Below are 25,451 nucleotides of genomic sequence, written 5' to 3'. Positions count from 1 at the left end.
GGTGGCACCCATTCGTTCTGAGAGTTGTCTGCGGGAGTGAGGAGCGGCCGCTCGCCGATCGGGAACCCGATCAGGCGAACTTGGCCTGCACCTCGGCGGCCACGTTCGAGGGCACCTGCTCGTAGTGGTCGAACAGCATCGTGTAGTTCGCCCGGCCCTGGCTCATCGAGCGCAGCGTGTTGACGTAGCCGAACATGTTGGCGAGCGGCACGAAGGCGTTGATCACCACCGCGTTGCCGCGCATGTCCTGGCCCTGAATCTGGCCGCGCCGGGAGTTGAGGTCGCCGATGACCGAGCCCGTGTACTCCTCGGGGGTCACCACCTCGACCTTCATCACCGGCTCGAGCAGAACCGACGCGCCCTTCTGGAGCGCCTCGCGCATCGCCGCGCGGGTCGCGATCTCGAAGGCGAGCACCGACGAGTCGACCTCGTGGAAGGCGCCGTCGATCAGCTGCACCTTGAAGTCCACGATCGGGAAGCCGGCGACGACGCCCGCGCCCATGACCGAGTTGATGCCCTTCTCGACGCCGGGGATGTACTCCTTCGGCACCGAGCCGCCGACGATCTTCGACTCGAACTGGTAGCCGGCACCCGCCTCGTTCGGCTCGACGACGATCTTGACGCGGGCGAACTGGCCCGTGCCGCCGGTCTGCTTCTTGTGGGTGTAGTCGATCTCCGCCTTGCGGGTGATCGTCTCGCGATAGGCCACCTGCGGCGCGCCGACGTTGGCGTCGACCTTGTAGGTGCGGCGCAGGATGTCGACCTTGATGTCGAGATGGAGCTCGCCCATCCCCTTGAGGATGGTCTGGCCGGACTCGCTGTCGGTCGACACGCGGAAGGACGGATCCTCGGCGGCGAGCTTGGAGAGCGCGATGCCGAGCTTCTCCTGGTCCGCCTTCGACTTCGGCTCGATCGCGATCTCGATGACCGGCTCGGGGAACTCCATCTTCTCGAGCAGCGCGGGCTTGAGCGGATCGCACAGCGTGTCGCCGGTGCGCGTCTCCTTCAGGCCCGCGATCGCGACGATGTCGCCCGCCGACGCCTCCTTGATGTCCTCGCGATTGTTCGCGTGCATCAGGAGCATGCGGCCGATGCGCTCCTTCTTGCCGGAGGTCGAGTTCAGCACCGTCGAGCCGGCGAGTACCGTGCCCGAATAGATGCGGCAGAAGGTGATCGTGCCGACGAAGGGGTCGTCCATGATCTTGAAGGCGAGGAGCGAGAACGGAGCCTTGTCGTCGGGCTCGCGCGTCAGCTGCTCCTCCGGATCGGACTCGGGCACGAGGCCCTTCACCGCGCCACGGTCGACCGGCGAGGGCAGGTAGTCCACCACCGCGTCGAGGAGCGGCTGGACGCCCTTGTTCTTGAACGCCGAGCCGCACAGGACCGGGTGGAAGGCGCGCTCCTGGACCGCCTTGCGGACGAGGCGCACGAGCTCCTCCTCGGAGGGCTCCTCGCCCTCGAGGTAGGCCGCCATGGCGTCGTCGTCGAGCTCGACGCAGGCCTCGACCAGCTTGGTGCGGTACTCCTTCGCCTGGTCCTCGAGCTCGGCGGGGATCGCCTCCTCGACGAACTTGGCGCCGAGCGATTCCTCCAGCCAGACGATCGCCTTCATGCGGACGAGGTCGACGACGCCCTTGAAGTCCGACTCGGCGCCGATGGGCAGCTGCAGGCACACCGGCTTGCCGGCCACCCGCTTCACGATGTCGGCGACGCACTTGAAGAAGTCCGCGCCGATCTTGTCCATCTTGTTGACGAACACGACGCGCGGCACGTCGTACTTGTCGGCCTGGCGCCACACCGTCTCGGTCTGCGGCTCGACGCCCTGGTTGCCGTCGAGCACGCACACCGCGCCGTCGAGCACGCGCAGGCTGCGCTCGACCTCGATGGTGAAGTCGACGTGGCCGGGCGTGTCGATGATGTTGAGGCGGTGGCCGCGCCAGAAGCACGTCGTCGCGGCCGACGTGATGGTGATGCCGCGCTCCTGCTCCTGCGTCATCCAATCCATCGTCGCGGCGCCGTCGTGCACCTCGCCGATCTTGTGGGACTTGCCGGTGTAGAAGAGGATCCGTTCCGTCGTGGTCGTCTTGCCCGCGTCGATGTGGGCCATGATCCCGAAGTTACGGTAGTCCTTGATGTCGTGCTCGCGAGGCATCACGTCTCTCCGTTCGATCTCGTGTCCGCGTCCCGATTACCAGCGGTAATGCGAGAAGGCGCGGTTGGCCTCGGCCATCCGGTGCGTGTCTTCGCGCTTCTTCACGGCGCTGCCGCGATTCTGCGCGGCGTCCGCGAGCTCCGCCGCGAGACGCTCGACCATCGTGCGGTCGTTGCGCGCCCGCGCCGCCGTGATGAGCCAGCGGATGGCCAGCGCCTGGCGCCGCTCCGGCCGAACCTCGACGGGCACCTGGTAGGTGGCGCCGCCGACGCGGCGGGAGCGAACCTCGATCGCCGGGGCGACGTTCTCGAGGGCGGCCTTGAACGCCTCGAGCGGGTCGGTCTTCATCCGGCTCTCGACGAGGTCGAAGGCACCGTAGACGATGCTCTCCGCGGCGGACTTCTTGCCGTCGTACATGATCGAGTTCATGAACTTCGACAGCACGACGTCGCCGTACTTCGGATCCGGGTTGATTTCACGCTTCTCGGCGCGATGGCGGCGGGACATGCGATGGCTCCGTCCTGAGACTTCTAGGCGACCGTCCGGTGTAGGACGCGATTACTTCGGACGCTTGGCGCCGTACTTCGAGCGGCGCTGCTTGCGGTTCTTGACGCCCTGGGTGTCGAGCACGCCGCGCAGGATGTGGTAGCGCACGCCCGGCAGATCCTTCACGCGGCCGCCGCGGATCATCACCACCGAGTGCTCCTGCAGATTGTGGCCCTCGCCCGGAATGTAGCCGATGACCTCGAAGCCGTTCGTCAGGCGCACCTTCGCGACCTTGCGCAGCGCGGAGTTCGGCTTCTTCGGCGTCGTCGTGTAGACGCGGGTGCACACGCCGCGCTTCTGCGGGCACGCCTCCAGCGCCGGGACCTTGTTGCGCGCCTTCTGGGCCGTCCGCGGCTTGCGGATCAGCTGGGAGATGGTCGGCATCCTCTGCCCTCTCGTATCGGCCGCGTCGCGGCCGCTCGTTCCTCGAACCCGGATCCGGCGACCCCGGGACTCGCGTCCCGCGGCCGTCCGCCGAATCCTCCACGCATTCACCGCCCGCGCAGCGTGCCGCACCGTTCGGGTCGCCGACGGGACAGGACCCGCTTGCCGGCGACCGTCGACGCAAAGCGAAACCGCGCCGTCGGGTCCGGGTGAGACCTGAGGCGCGACGCCACGCAGAGGACCGAGAGTCGCGAGACCCGCGGTCGTGCCCCAAAAGATGACGTCCGTGAGACGGTCATTGAGTTTCGGTGGCGTCTAGGACGCTCGGGTCGACGCTCGGCGCATCGACATCGCGAACCTACGGCCCACCGGAAGCCCGCGCTACATAAGGGGGCTCGAACCCCGAGTCAACCGCAAACCGAGGCTTCGCGCCCGTTTCCCGCGCCCGCGGCGCGATCCCGGCCCGCGCGCGGCCGTTCGGATGCCGCGCAACGGGTCAACGAAGGATTCACGGGCGGCGTCTAGGATGCACGATCGGACGGGGGAGAGGAGACGACGCCAGCCATGAGCATCGACCCGACGGCGGGCCTTTCGGCCGCCTGGTCCTCGAGCCGGACCGACTTCGCCATGCAGGCGCTCAAGCGCGCCGGCGAGACCGCGAGCGCGAATCGCCTCGTCGAGGCGAGCCTCGCGAGCATGGAGCAGGCGAACGCGCAGCCCGCGGCAGCCCCGCCGCCCGAGCCGGCGCCGCCCCCGCCGGGACAGGGGCGCTGGGTCGACACCCAGGCCTGAACCGGGGCGCACCTCGACGTTTCGCGGACGTTTCCACGGCCCGGGAAGGGATCGCGGGCCGTGCGGCCGGCGCGGCGGCGCCCCTTCGCGCGCCCTGTGCGTCACCGCGGGGCCTGCGGCGCGAACGAGCCTTCACAAGGCTGTCACGATGGGAGTAGATTTTCCGCCGCGGGAGCGACGGAGCGATCCCCTCCCCGCCGGAGGAGGTGACGTGAGCGTACACGTTCAGCCGACTGTCCGGCCGGACGCGTGTCCGGCCCTCGTGCTCAACGCCGATTATCGGCCCCTGAGCTATTACCCCCTGTCGGTCTGGTGCTGGCAGGACACGATCAAGGCGGTGTTCCTCGACCGGGTCAACATCGTCTCGCACTACGACAAGACGGTGCGAAGTCCCACCTTCGAGATGCGGCTGCCCTCCGTCGTCTCGCTCAAGACCTACGTCAAGCCCACGCGCATCCCGGCCTTCACGCGCTTCAACGTCTTCCTCCGCGATCGATTCACCTGCCAATATTGCGGCGCCCGCGAGGACCTCACCTTCGACCACGTGATCCCCCGCTCGAAGGGCGGCCAGACCACCTGGGAGAACGTCGTCGCCGCCTGCTCGCCCTGCAACCTGCGCAAGAGCGACCGCCTCCCGCGCGAGGCCGACATGATTCCCCGGCAGGAGCCCTACGCGCCTTCGCTGAGCGACCTGCACCAGAACGGCCGCCACTTCCCGCCGAACTACCTCCACCAGAGCTGGATGGACTACCTCTACTGGGATACCGAGCTGGAGCCGTGAGGACTCAGCGTGCCGCCGCGCTCGCGAAGGCGAGCCCCGCCAGCCCGGCGGAGATCAGCGCGTTCCAGCCGGCCATCGAGAGGCCGAGGAAGCGCCACGCCGCCTCCGTGCAGGAGACGACGCGCACCGTGTCGAGCTGGGCGAGGAAGTCGTCCATCGTCGCGGCCTGCGGCAGGCCCGCGCCGCCGCAGTCGGACGGGCCGGCCCAGAAGCCCCATTCGACGCCGGCGTGATGGGCGCCCAGCCCCGCGGAGACGACGAACACCAGCCCGAGCAGCGCCAGCAGCCCGCGCCCGACGCCCGCGCGCGGCGCCAGCGCGATCGCCACGGCGCCGAGCGGAAGGGCGACCCAGTAGGGCCAGCGCTGGAGGAGGCACAGGGCGCAGGGCCGGTAGCCGAGCCCGTACTGGAAGACGAGCGCCGAAGCGATCGTGGCGGCGGCCACGACCGTGATCGCGAGGGCGACGAGGCGGCGGTCGCGGACGAGGGGCAGGGGCGAGGCTGTCATGATCGCGTTCGGGCGCTCCGGCGGTTCGGGCTCGCGTCATACCGCGCGCGCGCCCACCTTGGAAGCGGCGCTCCGCCGCGGGCGGGCCTTTCGCGGGGACGCCGAATGCGCTAAGCGCTCCCTCCTGGAACAACGGGACGCCCCATGCTGCAGAACCTTCGCAACGTCGGTAAGACCTGGGTCGGCAAGGCCGTCGCCGGCGTGCTGTTCACCTTGCTGATCCTCTCCTTCGCGGTGTGGGGCATCGGCGACATCTTCCGCGGCGGTGCGTCGACCACGGTCGTGCGCGTGGGCGACACGGAGATCGACGCGCAGACCGTGCGCGACACCTACACGCGCCAGATCCGCCGGCTCTCCGCCCAGCTCGGCCAGCCGATCGGGCCGCAGGAGGCCCAGCTCTTCGGGATCGACCAGCAGGTGCTGGGCCAGATCGTCACGGAGGCGGTGCTGAACGAGCGCGCCGGCATGCTCGGCCTGCGCGCCGGGGAGACGCTGGTCGCCCGCTCGATCGCCGACGATCCGTCCTTCCAGGCCAACGGCCAGTTCGACCCGAACGCGTTCCGGCGCTTCCTCTCGCTCGCCGGCCTCTCCGAGCAGGCCTTCCTCGTAGAGCAGGCGCGGGAGCTCGAGCGGCGCGCCATCGTCGAGGCGGTGGGCGCCGGCATCGACGCGCCGGTGACGGCGGAGGAGGCGTTCTGGCGCTACGAGACGGAGCGGCGGGACGCGGACTACCTCGTCCTGCCCGAGAGCCTCGCGGGCGAGATCCCAGCCCCGGACGAGGAGACGCTCGCGGCCTTCTTCGCCGAGCGCGGCGGCGAGTGGCGCGCGCCCGAGTACCGCACCGCGGAGGTGCTGGCGATCTCCCCGGAGGCGATCGCCGACCCGGACGCGGTCGACGAGGGCGCGATTCGCGCGCGCTACGAGGCGGAGGCGGAGCGGCGCTTCGGCACGCCCGAGCGCCGCGCGATCCAGCGCATCCCCTTCCCCAGCGCGGAGGAGGCGGCGCAGGCGGCCGCGCGGGTCGCGGCGGGCGAGATCGCCTTCGAGGACCTCGCCGCCGAGCGGGAGGTCGCGCCGGACGTGTTCGACCTGGGGACCCTCGCCCGCTCCGAGGTGCTCGACCCCGCCATCGCCGAGGCGGCCTTCGCGCTCGAGGAAGGCGCGGTGAGCGAGCCGGTGGACGGCCGCTTCGGCGCGGCGCTCGTACGCGTGGCCGACGTCGTGCCGGCGGACGTGCGCCCCCTCGAGGAGGTGGCGCCGGCGCTGCGCATGGAGATCGCGCTCGACCGCGCCACCGACCGCATCCGCATCGTCTACGACGAGATCGAGGACCAGCGCGCCGCCGCCATCCCGCTCTCGGACATCGCCGCGCAAACCGGGCTCGAGCTGACCCGCATCGAGGCCATCGACCGCAGCGGGCTCGGCCCGGACGGCGCGCCGGTCGCCCTCCCCGCGCGCGAGGCGCTGGTGCCGGCCCTGTTCGAGACCGACATCGGCGTCGACAATCTCTCCATCCGCACCGAGGGCGGCGGCTACGTCTGGTACGACGTGACCGACATCGCGCCGGCCCGCGACCGCGCGCTCGCCGAGGTCCGCGACGCGGTCGTCGTCGCGTGGCGCAGCGAGCGGGTCGCGGAGATCCTCTCGGAGCGGGCGCGCGACGTCGTCGCGCGGCTCGATGCCGGCGAGACGCTGGAGGCCATCGCGCAGGAGACCGGTCTCTCGGTCGCGCAGGCGCGCGGCCTCGGCCGCGGCCAGGCGACGGCGCCGCTCGACGAGGGCGCGGTGACGCGGCTCTTCGCCACCCGCGTCGGCGAGCCGGGCAGCGCCCCGCTCGGCGCGACCGAGCGCGTCGTCTACCGCGTGCTGTCGGCTTCGGCGCCGGACTACATCGTCACCACGCCGCAGGCGGAGGCGATCGGCACGCAGCTCGCCCAGCTCCTTTCGCAGGACGTGCTCGAGCAGTACCTCGCGTACCTCCAGGACGCGCTCGGGGCCGAGATCGACCGCGAGGCCTTCGAGGCGGCGGTGCGGGGAGGCGCCTTCTGATGGAGGTCGCCCCCGCCTTCGCCGAGGTCGCCGCGGCCTGGGAGGCGGGGCGGCCCTCGCTCGTGGCGACCCGGCTCGTCGCCGACCTGGAGACGCCGGTCGCCGCCTTCCTGAAGCTGAGGCGCGCGCAGGCGGGGCCGGCCTTCCTGCTCGAATCGGTCGAGGGCGGCGCCCAGCGCGGGCGCTACTCGATGATCGGCGTCGCGCCCGATCTCGTCTGGCGCTGCCGCGACGGCGCCTGCGAGATCGATCGCGCGGCGCTCTCGGGCGAGCGTCGCTTCGAGCCCGATCCGCGCCCGCCGCTCGAGAGCCTGCGCGCGCTGATCGCCGAGAGCCGCATCCCGACCGGCGACGACCTGCCGCCCATGGCGGCGGGACTGTTCGGCTATCTCGGCTACGACATGGTGCGCGCGATGGAGCGGCTCGGGCCGCCCAACCCCGACGCGCTCGGGCTGCCGGACGCGGTGCTGGTCCGCCCCACCGTGATGGTGGTCTTCGACGCGGTGCGCGACGAGATCAGCCTCGTCGCGCCGGTTCGCCCGATGGCGGGCGGCTCGGCCAAGGCCGCGTGGGAGAGCGCGATCGCCCGGCTCGAGGCGGTGGTCGACGCGCTCGAGGCGCCCCTGCCCGCGCAGGCCCGCGCCGAGATCGCCGAGACCACGACGATCGACGTCGTCTCGAACACGGAGGACGACGCCTACGAGGCCATGGTCGAGCGGGCGAAGGAGTACATCCGGGCCGGCGACGTCTTCCAGGTCGTGCTCTCGCAGCGCTTCGAGGCCGCCTTCCCGCTGCCGGCCTTCGCGCTCTATCGCTCGCTGCGGCGCACCAACCCCTCGCCGTTCCTGTGCTACCTCGACTTCGAGGACTACCAGATCGTGGTCTCCTCCCCGGAGATCCTGGTGCGCGTGCGCGACGGCGAGGTGACCATCCGTCCCATCGCCGGCACCCGCCCGCGCGGCGCGACGCCGGCGCAGGATCGCGCCAACGCGGAAGACCTCCTGGCGGACCCGAAGGAACGCGCCGAGCACCTGATGCTTCTCGACCTCGGGCGCAACGACGCGGGGCGCGTGTCCGAACTCGGCTCCGTGCGGGTGACGGACTCGTTCTTCCTCGAGTACTACTCGCAGGTCATGCACATCGTCTCGAACGTCGTCGGACGGCTCGATCCGCGCCGCGACGCGCTCGACGCGCTGGTGGCCGGCTTCCCGGCGGGGACCGTGTCGGGCGCGCCGAAGGTGCGGGCGATGGAGATCATCGACGAACTCGAGCGCGACAAGCGCGGGCCGTATGCCGGCTGCATCGGCTATTTCGGCGCCGACGGCGAGATGGACACCTGCATCGTTCTGCGCACGGCGGTGGTCAAGGACGGGCGCATGCACGTCCAGGCAGGCGCGGGCGTCGTCTACGACAGCGTCCCCGCCTCGGAGCGGACGGAGTGCGTCGACAAGGCGAAGGCGCTCTTCCGCGCCGCCGAGGACGCCGTGCGCTTCGCCAGCCGCGCCCGCCGCGGGCAGTAGCCGCGCACGCCCGGGCGCCGCCCGATGAGACGTCCTCGCATGCGGCGTCGCGGCGCGGAACGCCGGGGTCGCGCCGCCGTTCTCTCCGCTCCGAAATCGGAGCGAGGCGGACCGCGTGCTGGCGTTCATCGAAGGAAATCTCACCGTCGCCGTCGGCACGGTGGCCGGCCTGTGCTCGACGGCGAGCTTCGTCCCCCAGGTCTGGAAGTCCTGGCGCGAGGGCGACACCGAGGCGATCTCCAAGCGCATGTACGTGGTGACGGTCACGGCCTTCTCGCTGTGGATCGTCTACGGGCTGATGATCTGGAGCCTGCCGATCATCGTCTTCAACGCGCTGAGCCTCCTCCTCTCCGGCGCGGTCCTCGTCATGAAGCTGCACAACCTGCGCCGGCGGCGCCGCGCCGACGGGCGCGTGGCGGAGGCGCCGTGATGGGGGCCGCGGCGGCGCAGGCCGCCTCGGAGAGCGGGATCGTCGACCCCGTCGACGCCGCGCGGAGCGCGGGCCTCACCTACGTCACCGACGAGATGCCGGGCATCCGGCGCCGCAGGTCCGGCCGGGGCTTCACCTACGTCGACCCGAAGGGCCGCAGGATCGAGGATCCCGCCGAGATCCGCCGGCTGAAGTCGCTGGCCGTGCCGCCCGCCTATACCGACGTGTGGATCTCGCCCGATCCGAACGGGCACATCCAGGCGACGGGACGCGATGCGCGCGGGCGCAAGCAGTACCGCTACCATCCGCGCTTCCGCGAGATGCGCGACTCGACCAAGTTCGAGCACGTGGTCACCTTCGCCGAGGCGCTTCCAGCGATCCGCGCGCGGGTCGACGCGGACATGCGCAAGCGCGCGCCGACGCGCGAGAAGATCCTCGCGACGATCGTCCACCTGCTCGAAACGACGCTGATCCGCGTCGGCAACGCCGACTATCTGCGCACCAACAAGACGCAGGGTCTCACCACGCTCGGCGCCGACCACGTCCGCGTGGAGGGCGACAGCCTGCGCTTCGTGTTCACGGCCAAGGGCGGCAAGGAATGGCGCCTGAAGGTGCGCGACCGGCGCGTGGCGCGTACCGTGCGCATGCTCGCCGACCTGCCCGGCCAGCGCCTGTTCCAGTGGGTCGACGAGGACGGAAACCGTCGCGCCGTCGAGAGCGCGGACGTGAACGCCTACCTGCGCGAGATCACCGGGCGCGAGATCACCGCCAAGGATTTCCGCACCTGGGGCGGGACCGTGCTCGCCGCGACGGCGTTGAAGGAATTCGAGGCCTTCGACACGAAGGCCGCCGCGAAGAAGAACCTGAAGGCGGCGATCGATCGGGTCTCCGCGCGGCTCGGCAACACGCCGACCATCTGCCGTAAGTGCTACGTCCACCCGCAGGTGCTCGACGCCTACCTGGAGGGTGCGCTCGCCGAGCTGGTGGGCCGCGAGGCGGGCCGCGCGTTGGCGCAGGAGTTCGAGGGGCTGGCTCCCGAGGAGGCGGCGGTGCTCGGCCTGCTGCGCGCCCGGCTCCAGGGCGCGGCGCGGGCGGCCTGATCTCAGCCGTCGCCGGGGGCGGCCGTTCCCGGCGACGCGCGTGGGAAGCTCCAGCCGCGCGCGCGCGCGGGCTCGACGAGCGCCATGTGCGGCACGGTGAGCGCGGCGAGCCCGACGAAGAGCACCTGCATCGCCCGCACGTCGAGGGCGACGTCTCGGAGCAGGAACCAGGCCGCGGCCGCGAGCGCGAGCGTGCCGAGCATCGGCAGCGCCGCGACGGCGACGAGCGCCGCCGGCGCCGTCGTCTCGACCGCCCGCGCCGTGCGCAGGACGTGGCGGGCGGCGTGCATCAGGCAGAAATAGACCGCGAAGGCGACGAGCGGCGGCGCGAGGATGGCCAGGACGCCCGTCGCCCCGAGCTCGAGCGCCGTGCGACCCCGGTCGCGATGGGTCTCCCACACGGCGCTGCCGACGAGGAGGAAGACGACGGGCCAGGCGAGACTCGCGAGCGCGCCGGCCACGAGGGCGCCCGGCTCGGGGCCGACGAGCAGACCGAAGAGCCGCGCGACCACGGCCTCGTGGAGCAACGTCGGCAGGACGAGGGGGGCTGCGCCCATGGCCAGCCGGCTCGCGACAGCGGCGCGGCCCTCCGGATCGCCGGAGAAGTGGAGCGCCGAGGCGATCAGGAAGCCGCCGAGGAAGAGCACGGGCGCGAGCGCCCAGATCGCCACGACGAGCGCCGCCGCCGCCCAGTAGGCCAGCCCGAACAGCGCCCATCGCCGAAAGCCGGCGAGCCCGAGCAGCCGGCGTGCCCAGAGCGTGTCGAAGGCCCCGTGCGGAACGCCGAGCACCAGCACCAGAGCGCCGACGACGAGGATCTCCGTCGTGGGCGCGAGAGCGGGAACGGCCGTCGCGCCGAAGCCGACGGCGAGCGCGACGGCGCCGTAGACGGCACCCTGCGCCTGGATGGCGGTCTCGACCCTCATCGCGCCGCCTCCCCGAGCCGACCGCGGGCGGCGGCGGCCGCCGCCGCCCGCGCGCTGTCGCGGGTCGCGAGCGCGCGCAGGAAGGGGGCCGGCGGCAGCGCCGCCGCCATCGCCGCCGCGTCGAGGAGCGTCGGCTCGTCGGAGAGGAAGCGCACGAGCCGCGCCGGCGGCGTGCGGCGGAAGAGCGCGGCGAACAGGTCCGGGCCCCGCGCCGGGTCGGCGGCGAGGACGCGCACGAAAAGCCGATCCATGAAGGCGAGGAGCCGGCCGTCCGGCGCAGCCGCGATCGGGCCGCGGCCGGCGAGGAGCGACGCCGCGCAGGCGTCCGCCCAGGCCTGGATGCGGCGGAAGGCGTAGCCGCTCGACGGGCGCGCGCCGCCCGCCGTCAGCCCCGCGCGCACGAGACCCGATCGCCGGCCGGCTCCCCGCGGGGCCGGGGGCGGCGGGCCGAGCAGGCCCATCGGCAGCACGCCGTGCTCCTCGCGCAGCACCGCGCCGCCGCGCCCGCGCGTCGCCTCGGCGATCGCCGCCTCCAGGTCCGGCACGAGCGCCGGAGGCGGCAGCGGGTCGGCGGCGAAGACCGTCGCCTCGACGAGCGCACGGTCGGGCGCGAAAGGAAGGACGTAGATGAACGCGATCCGGTCGGGATGCGGCGGCAGGAAGCGCATGAGCTCGACCGTGCCGGGATCGAACGAGGCCCGGTCGCAAGCGATCTCACGCCCGAGGAAGCTCTGCCAGAGCCGCGCACCGCCGGGGGCGGGCCGGCGATCGGGACGGGTGTCGACGAGCGCAGTCGCCGTGACCGGTCCGGCGCTCGTCTCGACGCGCCAGAGGCCGTCCGGCGATCGCGTCACCGCGACGACCCGCGTTCCCGAGGCGAGGTCGACCCGGGGCGCGGCCGAGATCGCGGCGCGCGCCGCGTCGTGGAAGTCCGCGCCGCGGATCATCTGGTAGGGGGTCTCCGGCGTCTCGGCGACGCCGCCGCGGCCGTCGTGGGACGCGACCCGCACCCGCGGCCACGCCTGCGCGACGAGGCCCTCGTGCCGGTGCGGGCGCGTGCGCCAGAAGCACCAGGTGCGGTCGTCGCCGAAGCCCGGGCCGGCGTCGCGCGCCTCGATCACCAGCGTGCGCGGGGCGCCGGTACCGGCATCGGCGAGGCGCTCGGCGAGGCTCGCCCCCGTGCACCCCCCGCCGAGGATCACGAGATCGCGATCGGGCCGCATGCCGCGCTCCCTACTCGGCCGGCTCGCGCCCACGCTGCGGACGCTCGACTCGATCCGGGTAGATCTCGCCAGCGACCGCGAGCGAGGGTCCGTAGCCCTCCTCGATGGAGCGGTGGCGCGCGACGCGCGAGAGCATGATGCCGAAGACCAGCTTCGAGGTGACGTCGGCCGTCGTGAACAGGACCTGGCGCACCACGACCGCCACGTCCGACACCCATACCGCCGGGACGACGTAGGCGAGCGGGTAGAGCGTCCAGGCGACGAGGAGCAGGAGCCAGATGCGGTTCATCTCGGTCGCCACCCGAGGCGAGAGGCGCTCCGGCGGCCGGTGCGTCACCGCGTAGACGAGCCAGAGGATGTAGAGATAGAAGATCGTCGAGACGCCACCCCAGATCCAGAAGGGCGCGACGGCCTGCGTGTCCGAGAAGCCGGCCACGGCGGGCTCGTAGTACTGCCCGACGTACCCCGTCCAGATCATCAGCAGGCCGGCGAGCGTGAACTTGCCCCAGTTGCTCCAGAAGGCGCGACCGGAGAAGCCGAGCACGACGAGGAGCTGGGTGAGCAGCATCGGCACGTCGATCGACCAATTGGCGTAGCGATAGCCGTTGGAGAAGATCATCCCCTCGACGCGCGTCCAGGTCTGGGTGGCGGCCTGGAACTCGAAGCTGCGGTTCCACAGGAGCCAGAGCTGGAAGATCTCCAGCGCCGCCGACACCATGACCACCGCCGAGATGATGTTCGAGAGTCGGTAGCGCGGCGCGACGTCCTTGATCGTCAGGGCGAAGTAGACGAGCCCGGCCAGGAAGGCCGCGACGGTCAGGGCGAAGATGTGGCGAATGACGTCGAAATGCCAGTAGCCGTATTCCAGGTAGTTCTCGAAATTGGGCATGAAACCTCCCACCCGCTCGCCGGGTCGCCGCTCGCCGGACGTGCGGCGCCGGCGGCCGCCGGGAGCGACCGGAGCCGCGCCGCTCCGCTTCGATCGGGCCGCCAACGAACGAGGAGGCGCATCCGTTCGCCCCCGGGGCGCCCCGGCGGGCCGGATCGCCGTGCGACCCGCCGTCGCGCCGCTCGACATCCGCGCCGGGAGCGGTATGGTCCGCGCTCTTCGGTTTCCTGGAGTTCGAGAATGGCCAGGCTCAGCGTCAACCTGAACAAGATCGCCCTCCTGCGGAACTCGCGGAAGACCGGCGTCCCCGACCCCGCCGCCTTCGTGCCGCTCGCCGCGCGCGCTGGAGCGCAGGGGATCACGCTGCACCCGCGGCCCGACGAGCGGCACGTGCGGCGCTCCGACGTCGATGCCATCGCCGCCGCGATGGCCGACCTTCGCCCCGCCTTCGAGCTCAACCTCGAGGGCTATCCGGACGCGCGCTTCCTCGAGATCGTGCGCGCGGTGCAGCCCGAGCAGGTGACCTTCGTGCCGGACGCGCCCGACGTCTTCACCTCCGACAAGGGCTTCGACCTCGACGCGGCGCAGGCGGCGCTCGTCTCCGATGCGCTCGCCGCACTCGAGGGCGTCGAGACGCGCATCGTGCTGTTCGTCGATCCGGACCCGGCGGTCGTCCCGCGCGTCGCCGAGATCGGCGCGCACGGCATCGAGATCTACACGGGCTCCTACGCCGAGGCCTGGAAGCACGGCCGGCACGCGCCGCTGCTCGACGCCGCCGCCAAGGCGGCGCTCGCGGCGCGCGCGCACGGGCTCGTCGTCAACGCGGGCCACGACCTCAACCGCGACAACATCCCGCCCCTCGTCGCCGCCATCCCGCACCTGGCCGAGGCTTCGATCGGCCACGAGCTGACGGCGGACGCGCTCGCGATGGGCTTCGAGGCGGCGGTCGACGCCTACGCCGCGGCGCTGCGCGGGGAGAGCTGAGGGCGGTACGAGGGCGGCGAGCACCGTTGGAACACCGACGCGCGCCTTGACACGGAACGGCAGCGCGCGTCTATTCGCGCCCATATGTCTCCGCGTCCGCGGTGACGAGACTGCCGTTGCGGAAGCTCCCCAGCCGAGGGGCCTAACGATTCATTCGATCACGAATTCGTCTCGGGTCGCTCGATTGTCATTGGAGAAATTTCAACCATGAAAGATCAAGAACGTATTGCCGTGTTCATCGATGGCGCCAATCTCTACGCCACGACGAAGACGCTCGGATTCGACATCGACTACAAGCGCCTGCTGAAGGAATTCCAGTCGCGCGGCTACCTGCTGCGAGCGTTCTACTACACGGCGCTCGTCGAGGACCAGGAGTACTCCTCCATCCGCCCTCTGATCGATTGGCTCGACTACAACGGCTACCGCGTCGTCACCAAGCCGACGAAGGAGTTCGTCGATTCGACGGGCCGCCGCAAGGTCAAGGGCAACATGGACATCGAGCTGTGCATCGACGCGCTCGAGCTCGCCGACAAGGTCGATCACATCGTGCTCTTCTCGGGTGACGGCGACTTCCGCTCGCTCGTCGAGGCGCTGCAGCGCAAGGGCGTGCGGGTGTCCGTCGTGTCGACCATCTCGATCCAGCCGCCCATGGTGGCCGACGAGTTGCGTCGGCAGGCGGACGAGTTCATCGATCTCGCCCACCTCCTGCCGAAGATCGGCCGCGACCCCGCGGACCGGCCGGTGCGGGACCATTCCGACCGTCCGTCGCGCTTCCAGCAGGGCGGGCCCGCCGGCCCGGGCCTCGAGCGCCGCTACGGCATCCGCCAGGGCCAGGGCCCGATCGGCGGCGGCACCGGGCGCGGCGACGAGGACGAGGAATACGAGGATTGATGCTGGTCCGGGGCTCGAGAACGGGGGGCGTCACCACGGTGGCGCCCCTTTTTCGTCCGGCTCGGACCGCGCATAGCCCCGGTCCGGAGACGGCGCGGATCGCCGATCACGACGCGGCGCCGGACGCTTGCACGAATCATAAGTCTGTGCTTATCATTCGGGCATGAACGAGACCGACGTCTTCCGAGCCATCGCGGATCCGACCCGGCGCCTTCTGCTGGAGCGGCTGGCGACGCGGGATGCGAACGCCACCGAGCTGCGCGCGGGCCTGTCGATCTCGCAACCCGCCGTCTCGCAGCATCTCGCGGTCCTGCGCACCGCCGGGCTCCTGCGCGAGCGGCGGGAAGGCAGGCAGGTGCGCTACAGCCTCGCGCCCGAGGGGCTGCGGCCGCTCCAGGCTTGGCTCCTGCGATACAGCGCCTTCTGGCCGCAGCGCATCGACGCGCTCGAGCGCCTCCTATCGGAGATGGATCAATGACACGGGACGAGAACGACGAGGTCGTGGTCGAGCGCGATCTCGGCGCGCCGATCGACAAGATCTGGCGCGCCCTGACGATCCCGGAGCTCGTCGCCGAGTGGCTGCTGCCGCTCGTGCAGGACGTGTCGGAACCCGACGTCCTGCGTCTCGACGGCGCCGCGCGGGGACTGGCCGGCGCGGTCTCGATCCGGATCGTCGAGGTCGAGCCGCGCACGCGCATCCTCTACAGCTGGTTCGAATGCGGTGAGCCGCCGGGGCTCGTGGCGTTCGATCTCGAGCCTCTGCCCGACGGTGGAGCGCGCCTGCGCGTGACCCACACGCGTCATGCGCGGACGCCTCCTCGCGCGGCCAACACGAACGTCTGCACGGCACGCGTCCCCATGGCCCGCGCCGCCTGAACGGCGCCGGACCGCGGCTGAACCCGTCTCGACGCGCCCGATCGGCGCCGTCTCGCCCTGCACGCGGTCTCCGCCGCCGCCGGGAGGCGGGATCTCGGCTGCATTCTACATTGCCGACACGAAGAGGAGTTGCGCGATGCGCGACACGATGAATCTCGTCCCCATGGTCGTCGAGACCTCGAGCCGGGGCGAACGCGCCTTCGACATCTACTCGCGCCTGCTGCGCGAGCGGATCGTCTTCTTGAACGGGCAGATCGAGGACGGCATGGCCGCTCTGGTCTGCGCACAGCTGCTGTTCCTCGAGGCGGAGAACCCGCGCCGGGAGATCGCGCTGTACATCAACTCCCCCGGCGGCGTCGTCACCGCGGGATTGGCGATCTACGACACGATGCAGTTCATCAGCAGCCCGGTCGCGACCCTTTGCATGGGGACGGCCTGCTCGATGGGCTCGTTCCTCCTGATGGCAGGGGCAGCGGGCCGGCGCGCGACGCTGCCGAACGCGCGCATCCTCGTGCACCAGCCATCCGGCGGCTATCAGGGGCAGGTCACCGACATCGTGCGGCACGCCGAGGAGAGCAAGCGCCTCAAGGAGCGCATCAACGCTCTCTACGCCAAGCATTGCGGCCGGACGCCGGAGGAGGTCGAGGCGACGTTGGATCGCGACTACTTCATGGATGCGCAGGCGGCTCTGGAGTGGGGCCTCGTCGACGCCATCGCCACCGCGCGAGGGGACCCGCCGCGTGCGGAGCCCGGGGGGCCGCTCTGACCGGGCGCATCCGCGAGCCGGGTCACGAGCCCTTGAGGATGCGCGCCTTCTCGCGGTCCCAGTCGCGCTTCTTCTCGGTCTCGCGCTTGTCGTGCAGCTTCTTGCCCTTGCCGAGACCGAGTTCGACCTTCGCGCGCCCACGCTCGTTGAAGTAGATCCGCAGGGGGACGACCGTGTAGCCCTCGCGCTGGGTGGCGCCGAGCAGCTTGTCGATCTCGCGGCGGTGGAGCAGCAGCTTGCGCGGCCGGCGCGGCTCGTGGTTGAAGCGATTCGCCTGCAGGTACTCGGGAATGTAGGCGTTGTAGAGCATCAGCTCCTCGCCCGAGGGGCCGGCATAGCTCTCCCCGATCGTCGCCTTGCCCGAGCGCAGCGACTTCACCTCCGTGCCGGTCAGCACGATGCCGGCCTCGTAGGTGTCCGAGATCGCATAGTTGAACCGCGCCTTGCGATTGTCCGCCACGACGCGATGGGAATGGGCGTTCTTCTGCGCCATCGAGCTCTCAGGAGTTGATCAGCCCGGCCGCCCGCATCGCCTCGCGCACCGCCTCCCGCGCCGCCGGCGAGGCGGGCACGAGCGGCAGGCGGATCTCGTCGGACATGCGGCCGAGCACGGACAGGGCGAACTTCGCCGGGGTCGGGTTGGTTTCGACGAACAGCGCCTGATGCAGGGGGAAGAGGCGGTCGTGCAGCGTCAGCGCGGTCGCCATGTCGCCCGCGAGGCTCGCCTCCTGGAAATCCGCGCACAGCCGCGGCGCGACGTTGGCCGTCACCGAGATGCAGCCGTGCCCGCCGTGGGCGTTGAATCCGAGCGCCGTCGAATCTTCGCCGGAAAGCTGTACGAAGTCGGGGCCGAGCACGGCGCGTTGATGGCTCACCCGCACCATGCTGGCGGTCGCGTCCTTGACGCCGGCGATGTTGGGAAGCTCGTAGAGACGTGCCATGGTCTCCACCGACATGTCGATGACGGATCGGCCGGGGATGTTGTAGATCAGGATCGGGACCCCGACCGCGGCGTCGATCGCCTTGAAATGCTGATAGAGGCCCTCTTGCGTCGGCTTGTTGTAATACGGCGTCACCACGAGCAGCACGTCCGCGCCGGCGCGCTCGGCGTGGCGCGCGAAATCGATCGCCTCGGCGGTGGAGTTCGAGCCCGCGCCGGCGATCACCGGCACGCGGCCCTTCGCCTGCGCGACGGTGATCTCGACGACGCGCTTGTGCTCGTCGTGGGAGAGGGTCGGGCTCTCGCCGGTGGTGCCCACGGGGACCAGGCCGGAGGAGCCGTTCTCGATCTGCCACTCGACATGGGCGCGCAGCGCCTCCTCGTCGAGGGCGCCGTCCTCGAAGGGCGTGACCATGGCGGGGATCGAGCCGCGAATGCGAGAGAGGACGGCATGGGCGGGCATGGTGACGCTCCGGACGATGCGGGGAGGTCCGCGCGGCGCGCGGCGCCGAGCGGGGGCACACACATAGCGCGCGGACGGCGCCCGCGCAAACGCGGCCTTCTCGCCGCCTCCGCCCTCGCCGGAGCGATTCTCGCCGGCGTGATCCTCGGTGGAGCGCCCGCGGCGCTCGCCGCCACGCTGCTGCCCCCGCCGCGCCCCGATCGACCGGCGGTCGAGGCCTCGGCGGCCACGGCGGAGGACGCCGCGGCGGTCGTCCGCGCGGTCTCCGAGATCGATCCGCGGCGCCTGGCGCTGACCGAGATGCTCAACGCCTACGCCGAGGGGCGCATCCTGCTCGGCGATACGCTCGCCGCCGCCTGGGAGACGGTCGTCGCCGGCGACCCGGCCGCGCGCGTCGCCGGCGAATGGCTCGCGATCCGCGCCGGCGCGGTGCGCGACTTCGCCCGGCTCTCGGCCTTCTTGAGCGACAATCCCGGCTGGCCCGAGACGGGCGTCGCCCGCCGCCGTGCGGAGGAGGCGCTCTTCGCCGACCCGGCCCGCCCGGAGCAGACCATCGCCTTCTTCGCCGGCGCGCGGCCGCGCACGGCCGAGGGGGCGGTGGCGCTCGCCCGCGCCTTCCGCGCCGACGGCGCCGAGGCCGACGCTCGCGCCCTCGCGCGCGAGACCTGGCGCGACATGCGGCTCGGCACCGCCGAGGAGGCTGCGCTCGAGACGGAGTTCGGGGCGGTGCTGACGCTCGCGGACCATCGCGTGCGCTTCGAGCGGTTCCTCTTCCGGGAGGACTGGACGGGCGCGCGGCGCATGCAGGCGCGCTTCCCCGAGGAGGCGCGCGGGGATCTCGAGCTCCTGATCGAGACGCGCCGCGCCGTCGCCGCCCGCGCCCGCGACGCCGGCGCGCAGCTCGACGCGCTCCCGGCTCGGCTGCAGGCCGAGCCGTCGGTGCTCTACTCGCGGCTCAAACACCTGCGCTACGAGGAGCGCTACGACGAGGCCGCGCGCCTGCTCGCGGGGGCGCCGCGGGAGCTCGGGCTCGTCCTCGACGGCGACGCCTGGTGGAACGAGCGACGCATCGTCGCGCGCTCGACGCTCGAGGCCGGCGACAGCGCCCGCGCCTACGCCATCGCCGCCGACCACGCCGCGGAATCCCCGGGCGAGATCATCGAGGCGGAATGGACCGCGGGCTGGATCGCGCTGCGCTTCCTCGACGCGCCCCAGGTCGCCGCCGACCACTTCGCCCGCGCCGCCGAGGAGGCGACGCTGCCGATCTCGATCTCGCGCGTGGCCTATTGGCGGGGGCGCGCCGCTGCGGCGATGGGCGACGACGAGGCGGCGCGGGAGCACTACCGGGCCGCAGGCGCTCATCCGATCACGTATTACGGCCAGCTCGCGCTGGAGGAGCTCGGCGAGACGCGGCTGCCGCTGCGCCGGCCGGAGGGCCTCGACCTCGCCGCGGCCCGCGAGCGGCTCGAGGACGTGCCGGCGGCGCGCGCCCTCGCCTTCCTGCACGAGGCGGGCTTATCGGATCGCACGATCCCGCTCTACTGGGGCCTCGGCGACACGCTCGACGATCCCGCGCTCGTCGCGGCGCTCGGCGAGGCGGCGGCGGAGCGCGGGGACGCGCGTGGGCTCCTGGCGCTCGGGCGCGCCGCGGTGAGTCGCGGCCTGCCGCTCGACGTCTACGCCTATCCGACGCTCGGCATCCCGCCCTTCGAGCCGGCGACGGACGCGGTCGACCCGGCGCTCGTCTACGCCATCGCCCGCCAGGAGAGCGCCTTCCACCCGCAGGCGGTGTCTCACGCCGGCGCGCGTGGCCTCATGCAGCTGATGCCGGCCACGGCGCGGGCGACCGCGCAGCGCTTCGGCCTCTCCTACGCCCCCGAAAGGCTGCTCTCGGACCCCTCGTACAACGCGACCCTCGGCTCGGCGCACCTCGCGGAGCTGATCGAGCGGTGGGGCGGCTCCTACATCCTGGTGTTCGCCGCCTACAATGCCGGCGGCGGGGCGGTGACGCGCTGGATCGAACGCTTCGGCGATCCGCGCGGCGGGGGCATCGACCCGATCGACTGGATGGAGATGATCTCGTTCCCCGAGACGCGCAACTACGTTCAGCGCGTGATGGAGAACTACCAGGTCTACCGGCGCCTCCTGCACGAGGACCGGCCGCTGTCGATCCGGGCCGACCTCGCCCGCGGCGAGCCGGGGTGACCCCGGCCCGGCTCGTGGTCTTCGATCAGCCGTCCATCTTCAGGGCGGCGATGAACGCCTCCTGGGGGATCTCGACGCGGCCGAACTGGCGCATCTTCTTCTTGCCCTCCTTCTGCTTGTCGAGGAGCTTGCGCTTGCGCGAGACGTCGCCGCCGTAGCACTTGGCGGTGACGTCCTTCCTCAACGCGCGGATGGTCTCGCGGGCGATGATCTTGCCGCCGATCGCGGCCTGGATCGGGATCTGGAAGAGGTGCTGCGGGATCAGGTCCTTGAGCTTCTCGCACATCACCCGCCCGCGGGCCTCGGCGCGGCTGCGGTGCACGAGCATCGAGAGCGCGTCGACGGGCTCCGCGTTGACGAGGATCGACATGCGCACGAGGTCGCCCTCGCGATAGTCGGTGATCTGGTAGTCGAACGAGGCGTAGCCGCGGGAGATCGACTTCAGCCGGTCGTAGAAGTCGAAGACGACCTCGTTGAGCGGCAGGTCGTAGACGACCATGGCGCGCTTGCCGACGTAGTTCAGGTCGATCTGCACGCCGCGCCGGTCCTGGCAGAGTTTCAGCACCGCGCCGAGATGCTCGTCGGGCGTGAGGATGGTGGCGCGGATCCAGGGCTCCTCGATCGTCTCGATCTTCATGACGTCCGGCATGTCGGCCGGATTGTGCAGCTCCAGCGTCTCGCCGTCGCGCAGGACGAGCCTGTAGACGACGGACGGCGCCGTCGAGATCAGGTCGAGGTTGAACTCGCGCTCGAGCCGCTCCTGGATGATCTCGAGGTGGAGGAGCCCGAGGAAGCCGCAGCGGAAACCGAAGCCGAGCGCCGCCGAGCTCTCCATCTCGTAGGAGAAGCTCGCATCGTTCAGCCGCAGCCGCCCCATCGCCGCGCGCAGGTCCTCGAAGTCGGCGGCATCGACGGGGAAGAGGCCGCAGAACACGACCGGCTGCGCCGGCTTGAAGCCCGGCAGCATCTCGCTCGTGGGCCGCTTCGCCTCGGTGATGGTGTCGCCGACGCGGGTGTCCGCCACCTCCTTGATGGCGGCGGTGATGAAGCCGACCTCGCCCGGCCCGAGCGCCTCGAGCGGCTGCATCTTCGGCCGGAAGACCCCGACCCGGTCGACCTCGTATTGCGCGTCGGTGCCCATCATCTTGATGGTCATCCCCTTGCGCAGCACGCCGTCCATGACGCGCACGAGCACGATCACGCCGAGATAGGCGTCGTACCAGCTGTCGACGAGCATCGCCTTGAGCGGTGCCTCTCGGTCGCCCTTCGGCGGCGGCAGGCGCTCGACGATGGCCTCGAGCACGAGGTCGACGCCGAGCCCGGTCTTGGCCGAGATCGGCACGGCCTGCGACGCGTCGAGCCCGATCACGTCCTCGATCTGCTCCTTGACGCGCTCGGGCTCGGCGGCGGGCAGGTCGACCTTGTTGAGGACGGGCACGATCTCGTGGTCGGCGTCGAGCGCCTGGTAGACGTTGGCGAGCGTCTGCGCCTCCACGCCCTGCGAGGCGTCGACGACGAGGAGCGAGCCCTCGCAGGCCTTGAGCGAGCGAGAGACCTCGTAGGCGAAGTCGACGTGCCCGGGCGTGTCCATCAGGTTGAGGATGTAGGTCTTGCCGTCCTTGGCGAGGTACTCCAGCCGGACCGTCTGCGCCTTGATCGTGATGCCGCGCTCGCGCTCGATGTCCATCGAGTCGAGCATCTGCTCCTGCATGTCGCGCTCGGACACGGTGCCGGTGAGCTGGATCAGGCGATCCGCGAGCGTCGACTTGCCGTGGTCGATGTGGGCGACGATGGAGAAGTTGCGTATGTTCTCGAGGGTCTCGCGGGTCATGATCATCCGGGCCGGGCACGCCGTCGCGCGCCGATGAGCTAGCGTGATCGGGAGATAGCAGCGACCGGAGGGTTCGCCAAGGGGAGCGGGGTGGGCGCGAGGGACGCAGGGGCGCACGCACCTCCCCCATCGGGGGACGTGGATCGGCGCCGAAGGCGACGAGACGGAGGGGGTGCGCCGCCAGGCGCGCTTCGGCGGAGCCGAAACGACCACCGTCGAGCCGCGGGACCCCGCCCCTGGCTCGCTGCGCTCGCCGTCCCCGCCCCGACGGGGCGGGAGCCGCGTCACCCGTCCGTCGGGTGCCGCCCGGTCTCGCCCTTCGACAGGATCGCCTCCAGCGTCTCCAGGCGGTCGGCCTCGGCGGTCGGCTTGTCCCAGCGGATGCGCGAGACGCGGGGGAAGCGCATCGCCACGCCGGACTTGTGGCGGGTCGAGCGCTGCAGGCCCTCGAAGGCGATCTCGAGCACGAGGCCCGCTTCCATGGTGTGCGTCACCTCGCGCACGGGGCCGAAGCGGTTGACCGTGTTGTTGCGCACGAAGCGGTCGAGCTGCGCGAGCTCCGCGTCGGTGAAGCCGAAATAGGCCTTGCCGACGGGCACCAGCTCCTCCCCGCCCGCGTCGCCGGTGCGCCAGACGCCGAACGTGTAGTCCGAGTAGAAGGACGAGCGCTTCCCGTGGCCGCGCTGGGCGTACATCATCACGGCGTCGACCGTGTAGGGCTCGCGCTTCCACTTGAACCACAGGCCCTTGGGGCGACCCGGCACGTAGGGGCTGTCGACACGCTTGACCATGACGCCCTCGACCGCATCGGCGTCCGCACCCGCGCCGTGGGCGCCGGGGTCGGCGCGCGCCGCGGCCAGCGCGTCCCAGTCCGCGAAGGGCACGAGGGGCGAGAGGTCGAGACGTTCTGGCGCGCGGCGCGCGACGAAGGCCGCCAGCCGCGCGCGCCGCTCGGCGAAGGAGAGCGCCCGCAGGTCCTCGTCCCCCTCCGCCAGGAGGTCGTAGGCGCGCAGGTGCGCCGGGTACTTCGTCGTGAGGGCGTTCGACACGGCCTTGCGGTTGAGCCGCTGCTGCAGGACGTTGAAGCTCTGAACGCGCCCGTCGATCAGCACGAGCAGCTCGCCGTCGATCGCCGCCTCCATGCCGGCGAGCGCCGCCACCAGGTCCGGGAAGGCGCCCGACACGTCCTCGCCGGTGCGCGAGTAGAGCCGTGTCGTCCCGTCGAACGACGCCGCCTGCACGCGGATGCCGTCCCACTTCCATTCCGCGGCGAAGGCCCCCGCATCGAGCGTCCCGATGTCCTCGAGCTCGAGCGGATGGGCGAGCATCGGGGGGCGGAACGGCGCGGGATCGCGGGACACCGGCCGTGGGCCGCGCCCCTCCACCCAGGCGAACAGGTCGACGTAGGGCGGCGCCATCCCGTGCCAGACCTCCTCGATCGCGTCGGGCTCCATGTCGCCCAGGGACGCGAGCGCGGTCTTGGCGAGGCGCGCGGAGACGCCGATGCGGAGCGACCCGGTGATCAGCTTGAGCAGCGCCCAGCGCCCGGTCTCGTCGAGCGCGTCGAGCAGCCCGGCGAGGCGCGCGGGGAGGTCGGACTTGGAGGTGGTGGCGAGGGTCTCGACGACCTCCGAGAGGGATGGCGGCGGAGGACGATTGTGGCCCGACGTCGGCGACACGCGCGACGCGCTCCCCTCCCCCTCGTGGGGAGGGGTCGGGGGTGGGGGGCGTCGGGTGAAGGGCTCGCGGTCCGCGCTCGCGCCCTCTGGCGACATCGACGACGGCGCCTCGTCCTGCACGCCCCGCACACCCGGACCCTCTCCACGAGGGAGAGGGGAGGAGATCGGCGCCGGCCACAGGAGCGCCGTCGTCTCGGCGAGGTCGCCGACGTAGGAATAGGACATCTCGAACAGGACCGGGTCGCAGCGCTCCTGGATCAGCGCCCGGATCAGGTTCGGCTTCGCCTCGCGGAAGGAGAGCTCGCCGGTGAGCGCCGCGAGGGCGAAGCCGCGCTCGGGATCGGGCGTGGCGCGGAGGTGATCCGCGATGAGCCGGATCTTGGCGTTGCGGCGCGATTCGTAGACGAGCCGGTCGAGGAGGGCGGCGAAGGCGTTCACGACACGGCCTCGCCCTGCGCCGCGGGCACGGCCGCATCCGCAGTCTCCTCCCCCTCGTCGCCATACCCCAGCATGTGCAACGGCCGCGCCGCGATTCCCATCGTTCCGCACCAGTGCACCAGCGCGTCCTCCTGCCCGTGCGTGACCCAGACCTCCCCGGCACCGGTCTCCAGGATGCTCCGCGTCAGGTCGTCCCAATCGCAATGGTCCGAGATCACCATCGGCAGCTCCACCCCCTTCTGCCGCGCCCGCGCCCGCACCCGCATCCAGCCCGAGGCGAAGCCGGCGACGGGGTCGGGGAACTTGCGGGCCCACACCTCCTGGATCGCCGAGGGCGGGCAGACGATCACCTCGCCGGCGAGCTTCGCGCGGTCGCCGGGCTGCACCTTGACGATCTCGCCGAGGTCGACGCCGAGGTCGGCGTAGAGCGCGCAGAGCTTCTCCATGGCGCCGTGGACGTAGATGGGGCGGTCGAAACCCGCCTCCCGCATCAGCGCCATCACCCGCTGCGCCTTGCCGAGCGCGTAGGCGCCGACCAGATGCGCGCGCTCCGGGAACAGCGCCAGCGAGGCCAGCAGCTTGGCCACCTCCGCCCGCGCGTCCGGATGGCGGAAGACCGGGAGGCCGAAGGTGGCCTCGGTGATGAAGACGTCGCAGGGGACGATCTCGCAGGGCAGGCAGGTCGGGTCGACGCCGCGCTTGTAGTCCCCCGAGACGACGAGCCGCGTGCCGCCCGCCTCGATCACGATCTGCGCCGAGCCGAGCACGTGGCCGGCCGGCACGAAGCGCACGGAGACGTCGCCCTGCCGGATCGTCTCGCCCAGCGCCGCCGCCTGCGTCGCCCCCGCGAAATCCGCGCCGTAGCGCGCGGCCATGATCGCGAGCGTCTCGGCGGTCGCCAGCACCGCGCCGTGGCCGGCGCGGGCGTGGTCCGAATGGCCGTGCGTCACGAGCGCCCTGTAGACCGGCCGCATCGGGTCGACGTGGAAATCGCCGAGCGGGCAGTAGAGGCCCTGGGGGGTGAGCGTGAGGATGTCGGTCGCGCGCATGCCGACGGATATGGGGCGCCGGCCCGCCG

The 25,451-nt window shown here is 71.6% G+C and carries 24 protein-coding genes; 12 read left to right on the top strand and 12 right to left on the bottom strand.

Annotation, left to right across the window (positions count from 1 at the left end; translation table 11 throughout):
• Positions 1–70: 70 nt before the first annotated feature.
• Genes fusA through rpsL form a run of 3 tightly spaced genes read right to left on the bottom strand, consistent with a single transcriptional unit; the run spans position 71 to position 3,082 of the window.
• Positions 71–2,152 (bottom strand): elongation factor G, encoded by a 2,082-nt coding sequence (gene fusA / locus AB9M23_RS12800; protein ID WP_372424931.1) that lies wholly within the window; start codon positions 2,150–2,152, stop codon positions 71–73.
• A gap of 36 nt (positions 2,153–2,188) precedes the next feature.
• On the bottom strand, positions 2,189–2,659 hold the full coding sequence (gene rpsG / locus AB9M23_RS12795) for a 30S ribosomal protein S7 (RefSeq protein WP_029032355.1): 471 nt from the start codon (positions 2,657–2,659) through the stop codon (positions 2,189–2,191).
• Between the two features lie 51 nt (positions 2,660–2,710).
• A complete protein-coding gene (gene rpsL, locus AB9M23_RS12790) occupies positions 2,711–3,082 on the bottom strand; it encodes a 30S ribosomal protein S12 (protein ID WP_029032354.1) in 372 nt (123 codons plus the stop codon).
• A gap of 564 nt (positions 3,083–3,646) precedes the next feature.
• Here rpsL and AB9M23_RS12785 point away from each other — a divergent pair.
• The gene (locus AB9M23_RS12785) at positions 3,647–3,874 is read left to right on the top strand and encodes a hypothetical protein (protein ID WP_372424930.1); all 228 of its coding nucleotides are present in this window, start codon (positions 3,647–3,649) and stop codon (positions 3,872–3,874) included.
• Positions 3,875–4,085: 211 nt separating this feature from the next.
• On the top strand, positions 4,086–4,655 hold the full coding sequence (locus AB9M23_RS12780; protein WP_084327693.1) for an HNH endonuclease: 570 nt from the start codon (positions 4,086–4,088) through the stop codon (positions 4,653–4,655).
• A 4-nt stretch (positions 4,656–4,659) separates the two neighbouring features.
• On the opposite strand, the gene AB9M23_RS12775 is transcribed toward AB9M23_RS12780, so the two are convergent.
• The gene (locus tag AB9M23_RS12775; protein WP_372424929.1) at positions 4,660–5,163 is read right to left on the bottom strand and encodes a disulfide bond formation protein B; all 504 of its coding nucleotides are present in this window, start codon (positions 5,161–5,163) and stop codon (positions 4,660–4,662) included.
• A gap of 144 nt (positions 5,164–5,307) precedes the next feature.
• On the opposite strand from AB9M23_RS12775, the gene AB9M23_RS12770 reads away from it, so the two are divergent.
• The 4 genes from AB9M23_RS12770 (at position 5,308) to AB9M23_RS12755 (ending at position 10,262) form a co-directional block, all read left to right on the top strand.
• Positions 5,308–7,212: a peptidylprolyl isomerase gene (locus AB9M23_RS12770; RefSeq protein ID WP_372424928.1), complete on the top strand. Its 1,905-nt coding sequence runs from the start codon at positions 5,308–5,310 to the stop codon at positions 7,210–7,212.
• Positions 7,212–8,732 (top strand): anthranilate synthase component I, encoded by a 1,521-nt coding sequence (gene trpE / locus AB9M23_RS12765; RefSeq protein ID WP_372424927.1) that lies wholly within the window; start codon positions 7,212–7,214, stop codon positions 8,730–8,732. Before AB9M23_RS12770 ends, trpE begins: the two co-directional genes overlap by 1 nt.
• Before the next feature lie 115 nt (positions 8,733–8,847).
• Positions 8,848–9,162: a SemiSWEET family sugar transporter gene (locus AB9M23_RS12760; protein ID WP_372424926.1), complete on the top strand. Its 315-nt coding sequence runs from the start codon at positions 8,848–8,850 to the stop codon at positions 9,160–9,162.
• The gene (locus AB9M23_RS12755; protein WP_372424940.1) at positions 9,162–10,262 is read left to right on the top strand and encodes a DNA topoisomerase IB; all 1,101 of its coding nucleotides are present in this window, start codon (positions 9,162–9,164) and stop codon (positions 10,260–10,262) included. The genes AB9M23_RS12760 and AB9M23_RS12755 overlap by 1 nt, the downstream gene beginning before the upstream one ends.
• A gap of 2 nt (positions 10,263–10,264) precedes the next feature.
• On the opposite strand, the gene AB9M23_RS12750 is transcribed toward AB9M23_RS12755, so the two are convergent.
• The 3 genes from AB9M23_RS12750 to AB9M23_RS12740 are packed head-to-tail and all read right to left on the bottom strand — an operon-like array spanning position 10,265 to position 13,300.
• Entirely contained in the window at positions 10,265–11,188 is a 924-nt protein-coding gene (locus tag AB9M23_RS12750) for a Brp/Blh family beta-carotene 15,15'-dioxygenase (protein WP_372424925.1), read from the bottom strand.
• On the bottom strand, positions 11,185–12,411 hold the full coding sequence (locus AB9M23_RS12745; RefSeq protein ID WP_372424924.1) for a lycopene cyclase family protein: 1,227 nt from the start codon (positions 12,409–12,411) through the stop codon (positions 11,185–11,187). The genes AB9M23_RS12750 and AB9M23_RS12745 overlap by 4 nt, the downstream gene beginning before the upstream one ends.
• Positions 12,412–12,421: 10 nt before the next feature.
• Positions 12,422–13,300 (bottom strand): bacteriorhodopsin, encoded by an 879-nt coding sequence (locus tag AB9M23_RS12740; RefSeq protein ID WP_372424923.1) that lies wholly within the window; start codon positions 13,298–13,300, stop codon positions 12,422–12,424.
• A gap of 240 nt (positions 13,301–13,540) precedes the next feature.
• On the opposite strand from AB9M23_RS12740, the gene AB9M23_RS12735 reads away from it, so the two are divergent.
• The 5 genes from AB9M23_RS12735 to AB9M23_RS12715 all read left to right on the top strand — a co-directional run bounded on the left by AB9M23_RS12735 (position 13,541) and on the right by AB9M23_RS12715 (position 16,817).
• On the top strand, positions 13,541–14,284 hold the full coding sequence (locus tag AB9M23_RS12735; protein ID WP_372424922.1) for a pyridoxine 5'-phosphate synthase: 744 nt from the start codon (positions 13,541–13,543) through the stop codon (positions 14,282–14,284).
• A gap of 207 nt (positions 14,285–14,491) precedes the next feature.
• Positions 14,492–15,175 carry a LabA-like NYN domain-containing protein gene (locus tag AB9M23_RS12730; RefSeq protein WP_372424921.1) on the top strand — a complete coding sequence of 228 codons (684 nt, stop codon included), beginning with the start codon at positions 14,492–14,494 and terminating at the stop codon, positions 15,173–15,175.
• 163 nt (positions 15,176–15,338) lie between these two features.
• Positions 15,339–15,653 carry an ArsR/SmtB family transcription factor gene (locus AB9M23_RS12725; protein ID WP_372424920.1) on the top strand — a complete coding sequence of 105 codons (315 nt, stop codon included), beginning with the start codon at positions 15,339–15,341 and terminating at the stop codon, positions 15,651–15,653.
• Positions 15,650–16,051, top strand: coding sequence for an SRPBCC family protein (locus tag AB9M23_RS12720; protein ID WP_372424919.1), 402 nt, complete (start codon positions 15,650–15,652; stop codon positions 16,049–16,051). Before AB9M23_RS12725 ends, AB9M23_RS12720 begins: the two co-directional genes overlap by 4 nt.
• Before the next feature lie 136 nt (positions 16,052–16,187).
• Positions 16,188–16,817 carry an ATP-dependent Clp protease proteolytic subunit gene (locus AB9M23_RS12715; protein ID WP_372424918.1) on the top strand — a complete coding sequence of 210 codons (630 nt, stop codon included), beginning with the start codon at positions 16,188–16,190 and terminating at the stop codon, positions 16,815–16,817.
• Positions 16,818–16,839: 22 nt separating this feature from the next.
• Here the strand turns inward: AB9M23_RS12715 and smpB are convergent, their stop codons facing one another.
• Entirely contained in the window at positions 16,840–17,310 is a 471-nt protein-coding gene (gene smpB, locus AB9M23_RS12710) for an SsrA-binding protein SmpB (RefSeq protein ID WP_372424917.1), read from the bottom strand.
• A 7-nt stretch (positions 17,311–17,317) separates the two neighbouring features.
• A complete protein-coding gene (gene dapA / locus AB9M23_RS12705; RefSeq protein WP_372424916.1) occupies positions 17,318–18,220 on the bottom strand; it encodes a 4-hydroxy-tetrahydrodipicolinate synthase in 903 nt (300 codons plus the stop codon).
• Between the two features lie 138 nt (positions 18,221–18,358).
• Here dapA and AB9M23_RS12700 point away from each other — a divergent pair, with 138 nt between their 5' ends.
• The gene (locus tag AB9M23_RS12700; RefSeq protein ID WP_372424915.1) at positions 18,359–20,425 is read left to right on the top strand and encodes a lytic transglycosylase domain-containing protein; all 2,067 of its coding nucleotides are present in this window, start codon (positions 18,359–18,361) and stop codon (positions 20,423–20,425) included.
• Between the two features lie 25 nt (positions 20,426–20,450).
• Here the strand turns inward: AB9M23_RS12700 and lepA are convergent, their stop codons facing one another.
• The 3 genes from lepA to AB9M23_RS12685 all read right to left on the bottom strand — a co-directional run bounded on the left by lepA (position 20,451) and on the right by AB9M23_RS12685 (position 25,422).
• Entirely contained in the window at positions 20,451–22,256 is a 1,806-nt protein-coding gene (lepA, locus tag AB9M23_RS12695; protein WP_372424914.1) for a translation elongation factor 4, read from the bottom strand.
• A 284-nt stretch (positions 22,257–22,540) separates the two neighbouring features.
• Positions 22,541–24,373, bottom strand: a complete 1,833-nt coding sequence (locus AB9M23_RS12690; protein ID WP_372424913.1) for a cisplatin damage response ATP-dependent DNA ligase — start codon at positions 24,371–24,373, stop codon at positions 22,541–22,543.
• On the bottom strand, positions 24,370–25,422 hold the full coding sequence (locus tag AB9M23_RS12685; RefSeq protein WP_372424912.1) for a ligase-associated DNA damage response exonuclease: 1,053 nt from the start codon (positions 25,420–25,422) through the stop codon (positions 24,370–24,372). Before AB9M23_RS12685 ends, AB9M23_RS12690 begins: the two co-directional genes overlap by 4 nt.
• Positions 25,423–25,451: the final 29 nt, after the last annotated feature.

Origin of the sequence: Salinarimonas chemoclinalis (assembly GCF_041514305.1) — a bacterium.
Classification (GTDB): Bacteria; Pseudomonadota; Alphaproteobacteria; order Rhizobiales; family Beijerinckiaceae; genus Salinarimonas; species Salinarimonas chemoclinalis.
The sequence above is the reverse complement of the archived record's forward strand: the minus strand, read 5'-3'. Positions and strand labels throughout refer to the sequence as shown.

Excerpts from the sequence above, each read along its gene's own strand:
- AB9M23_RS12745 (WP_372424924.1), bottom strand. The coding sequence starts at position 12,411 with ATGCGGCCCGATCGCGATCTCGTGATCCTCGGCGGGGGGTGCACGGGG.
- AB9M23_RS12785 (WP_372424930.1), top strand. The coding sequence starts at position 3,647 with ATGAGCATCGACCCGACGGCGGGCCTTTCGGCCGCCTGGTCCTCGAGC.
- AB9M23_RS12770 (WP_372424928.1), top strand. The coding sequence starts at position 5,308 with ATGCTGCAGAACCTTCGCAACGTCGGTAAGACCTGGGTCGGCAAGGCC.
- AB9M23_RS12720 (WP_372424919.1), top strand. The coding sequence starts at position 15,650 with ATGACACGGGACGAGAACGACGAGGTCGTGGTCGAGCGCGATCTCGGC.
- AB9M23_RS12735 (WP_372424922.1), top strand. The coding sequence starts at position 13,541 with ATGGCCAGGCTCAGCGTCAACCTGAACAAGATCGCCCTCCTGCGGAAC.
- rpsL (WP_029032354.1), bottom strand. The coding sequence starts at position 3,082 with ATGCCGACCATCTCCCAGCTGATCCGCAAGCCGCGGACGGCCCAGAAG.
- lepA (WP_372424914.1), bottom strand. The coding sequence starts at position 22,256 with ATGACCCGCGAGACCCTCGAGAACATACGCAACTTCTCCATCGTCGCC.
- fusA (WP_372424931.1), bottom strand. The coding sequence starts at position 2,152 with ATGCCTCGCGAGCACGACATCAAGGACTACCGTAACTTCGGGATCATG.
- trpE (WP_372424927.1), top strand. The coding sequence starts at position 7,212 with ATGGAGGTCGCCCCCGCCTTCGCCGAGGTCGCCGCGGCCTGGGAGGCG.
- AB9M23_RS12775 (WP_372424929.1), bottom strand. The coding sequence starts at position 5,163 with ATGACAGCCTCGCCCCTGCCCCTCGTCCGCGACCGCCGCCTCGTCGCC.
- AB9M23_RS12755 (WP_372424940.1), top strand. The coding sequence starts at position 9,162 with ATGGGGGCCGCGGCGGCGCAGGCCGCCTCGGAGAGCGGGATCGTCGAC.
- dapA (WP_372424916.1), bottom strand. The coding sequence starts at position 18,220 with ATGCCCGCCCATGCCGTCCTCTCTCGCATTCGCGGCTCGATCCCCGCC.
- AB9M23_RS12740 (WP_372424923.1), bottom strand. The coding sequence starts at position 13,300 with ATGCCCAATTTCGAGAACTACCTGGAATACGGCTACTGGCATTTCGAC.
- AB9M23_RS12750 (WP_372424925.1), bottom strand. The coding sequence starts at position 11,188 with ATGAGGGTCGAGACCGCCATCCAGGCGCAGGGTGCCGTCTACGGCGCC.
- AB9M23_RS12725 (WP_372424920.1), top strand. The coding sequence starts at position 15,339 with ATGAACGAGACCGACGTCTTCCGAGCCATCGCGGATCCGACCCGGCGC.
- smpB (WP_372424917.1), bottom strand. The coding sequence starts at position 17,310 with ATGGCGCAGAAGAACGCCCATTCCCATCGCGTCGTGGCGGACAATCGC.
- AB9M23_RS12715 (WP_372424918.1), top strand. The coding sequence starts at position 16,188 with ATGCGCGACACGATGAATCTCGTCCCCATGGTCGTCGAGACCTCGAGC.
- AB9M23_RS12685 (WP_372424912.1), bottom strand. The coding sequence starts at position 25,422 with ATGCGCGCGACCGACATCCTCACGCTCACCCCCCAGGGCCTCTACTGC.
- AB9M23_RS12730 (WP_372424921.1), top strand. The coding sequence starts at position 14,492 with ATGAAAGATCAAGAACGTATTGCCGTGTTCATCGATGGCGCCAATCTC.
- rpsG (WP_029032355.1), bottom strand. The coding sequence starts at position 2,659 with ATGTCCCGCCGCCATCGCGCCGAGAAGCGTGAAATCAACCCGGATCCG.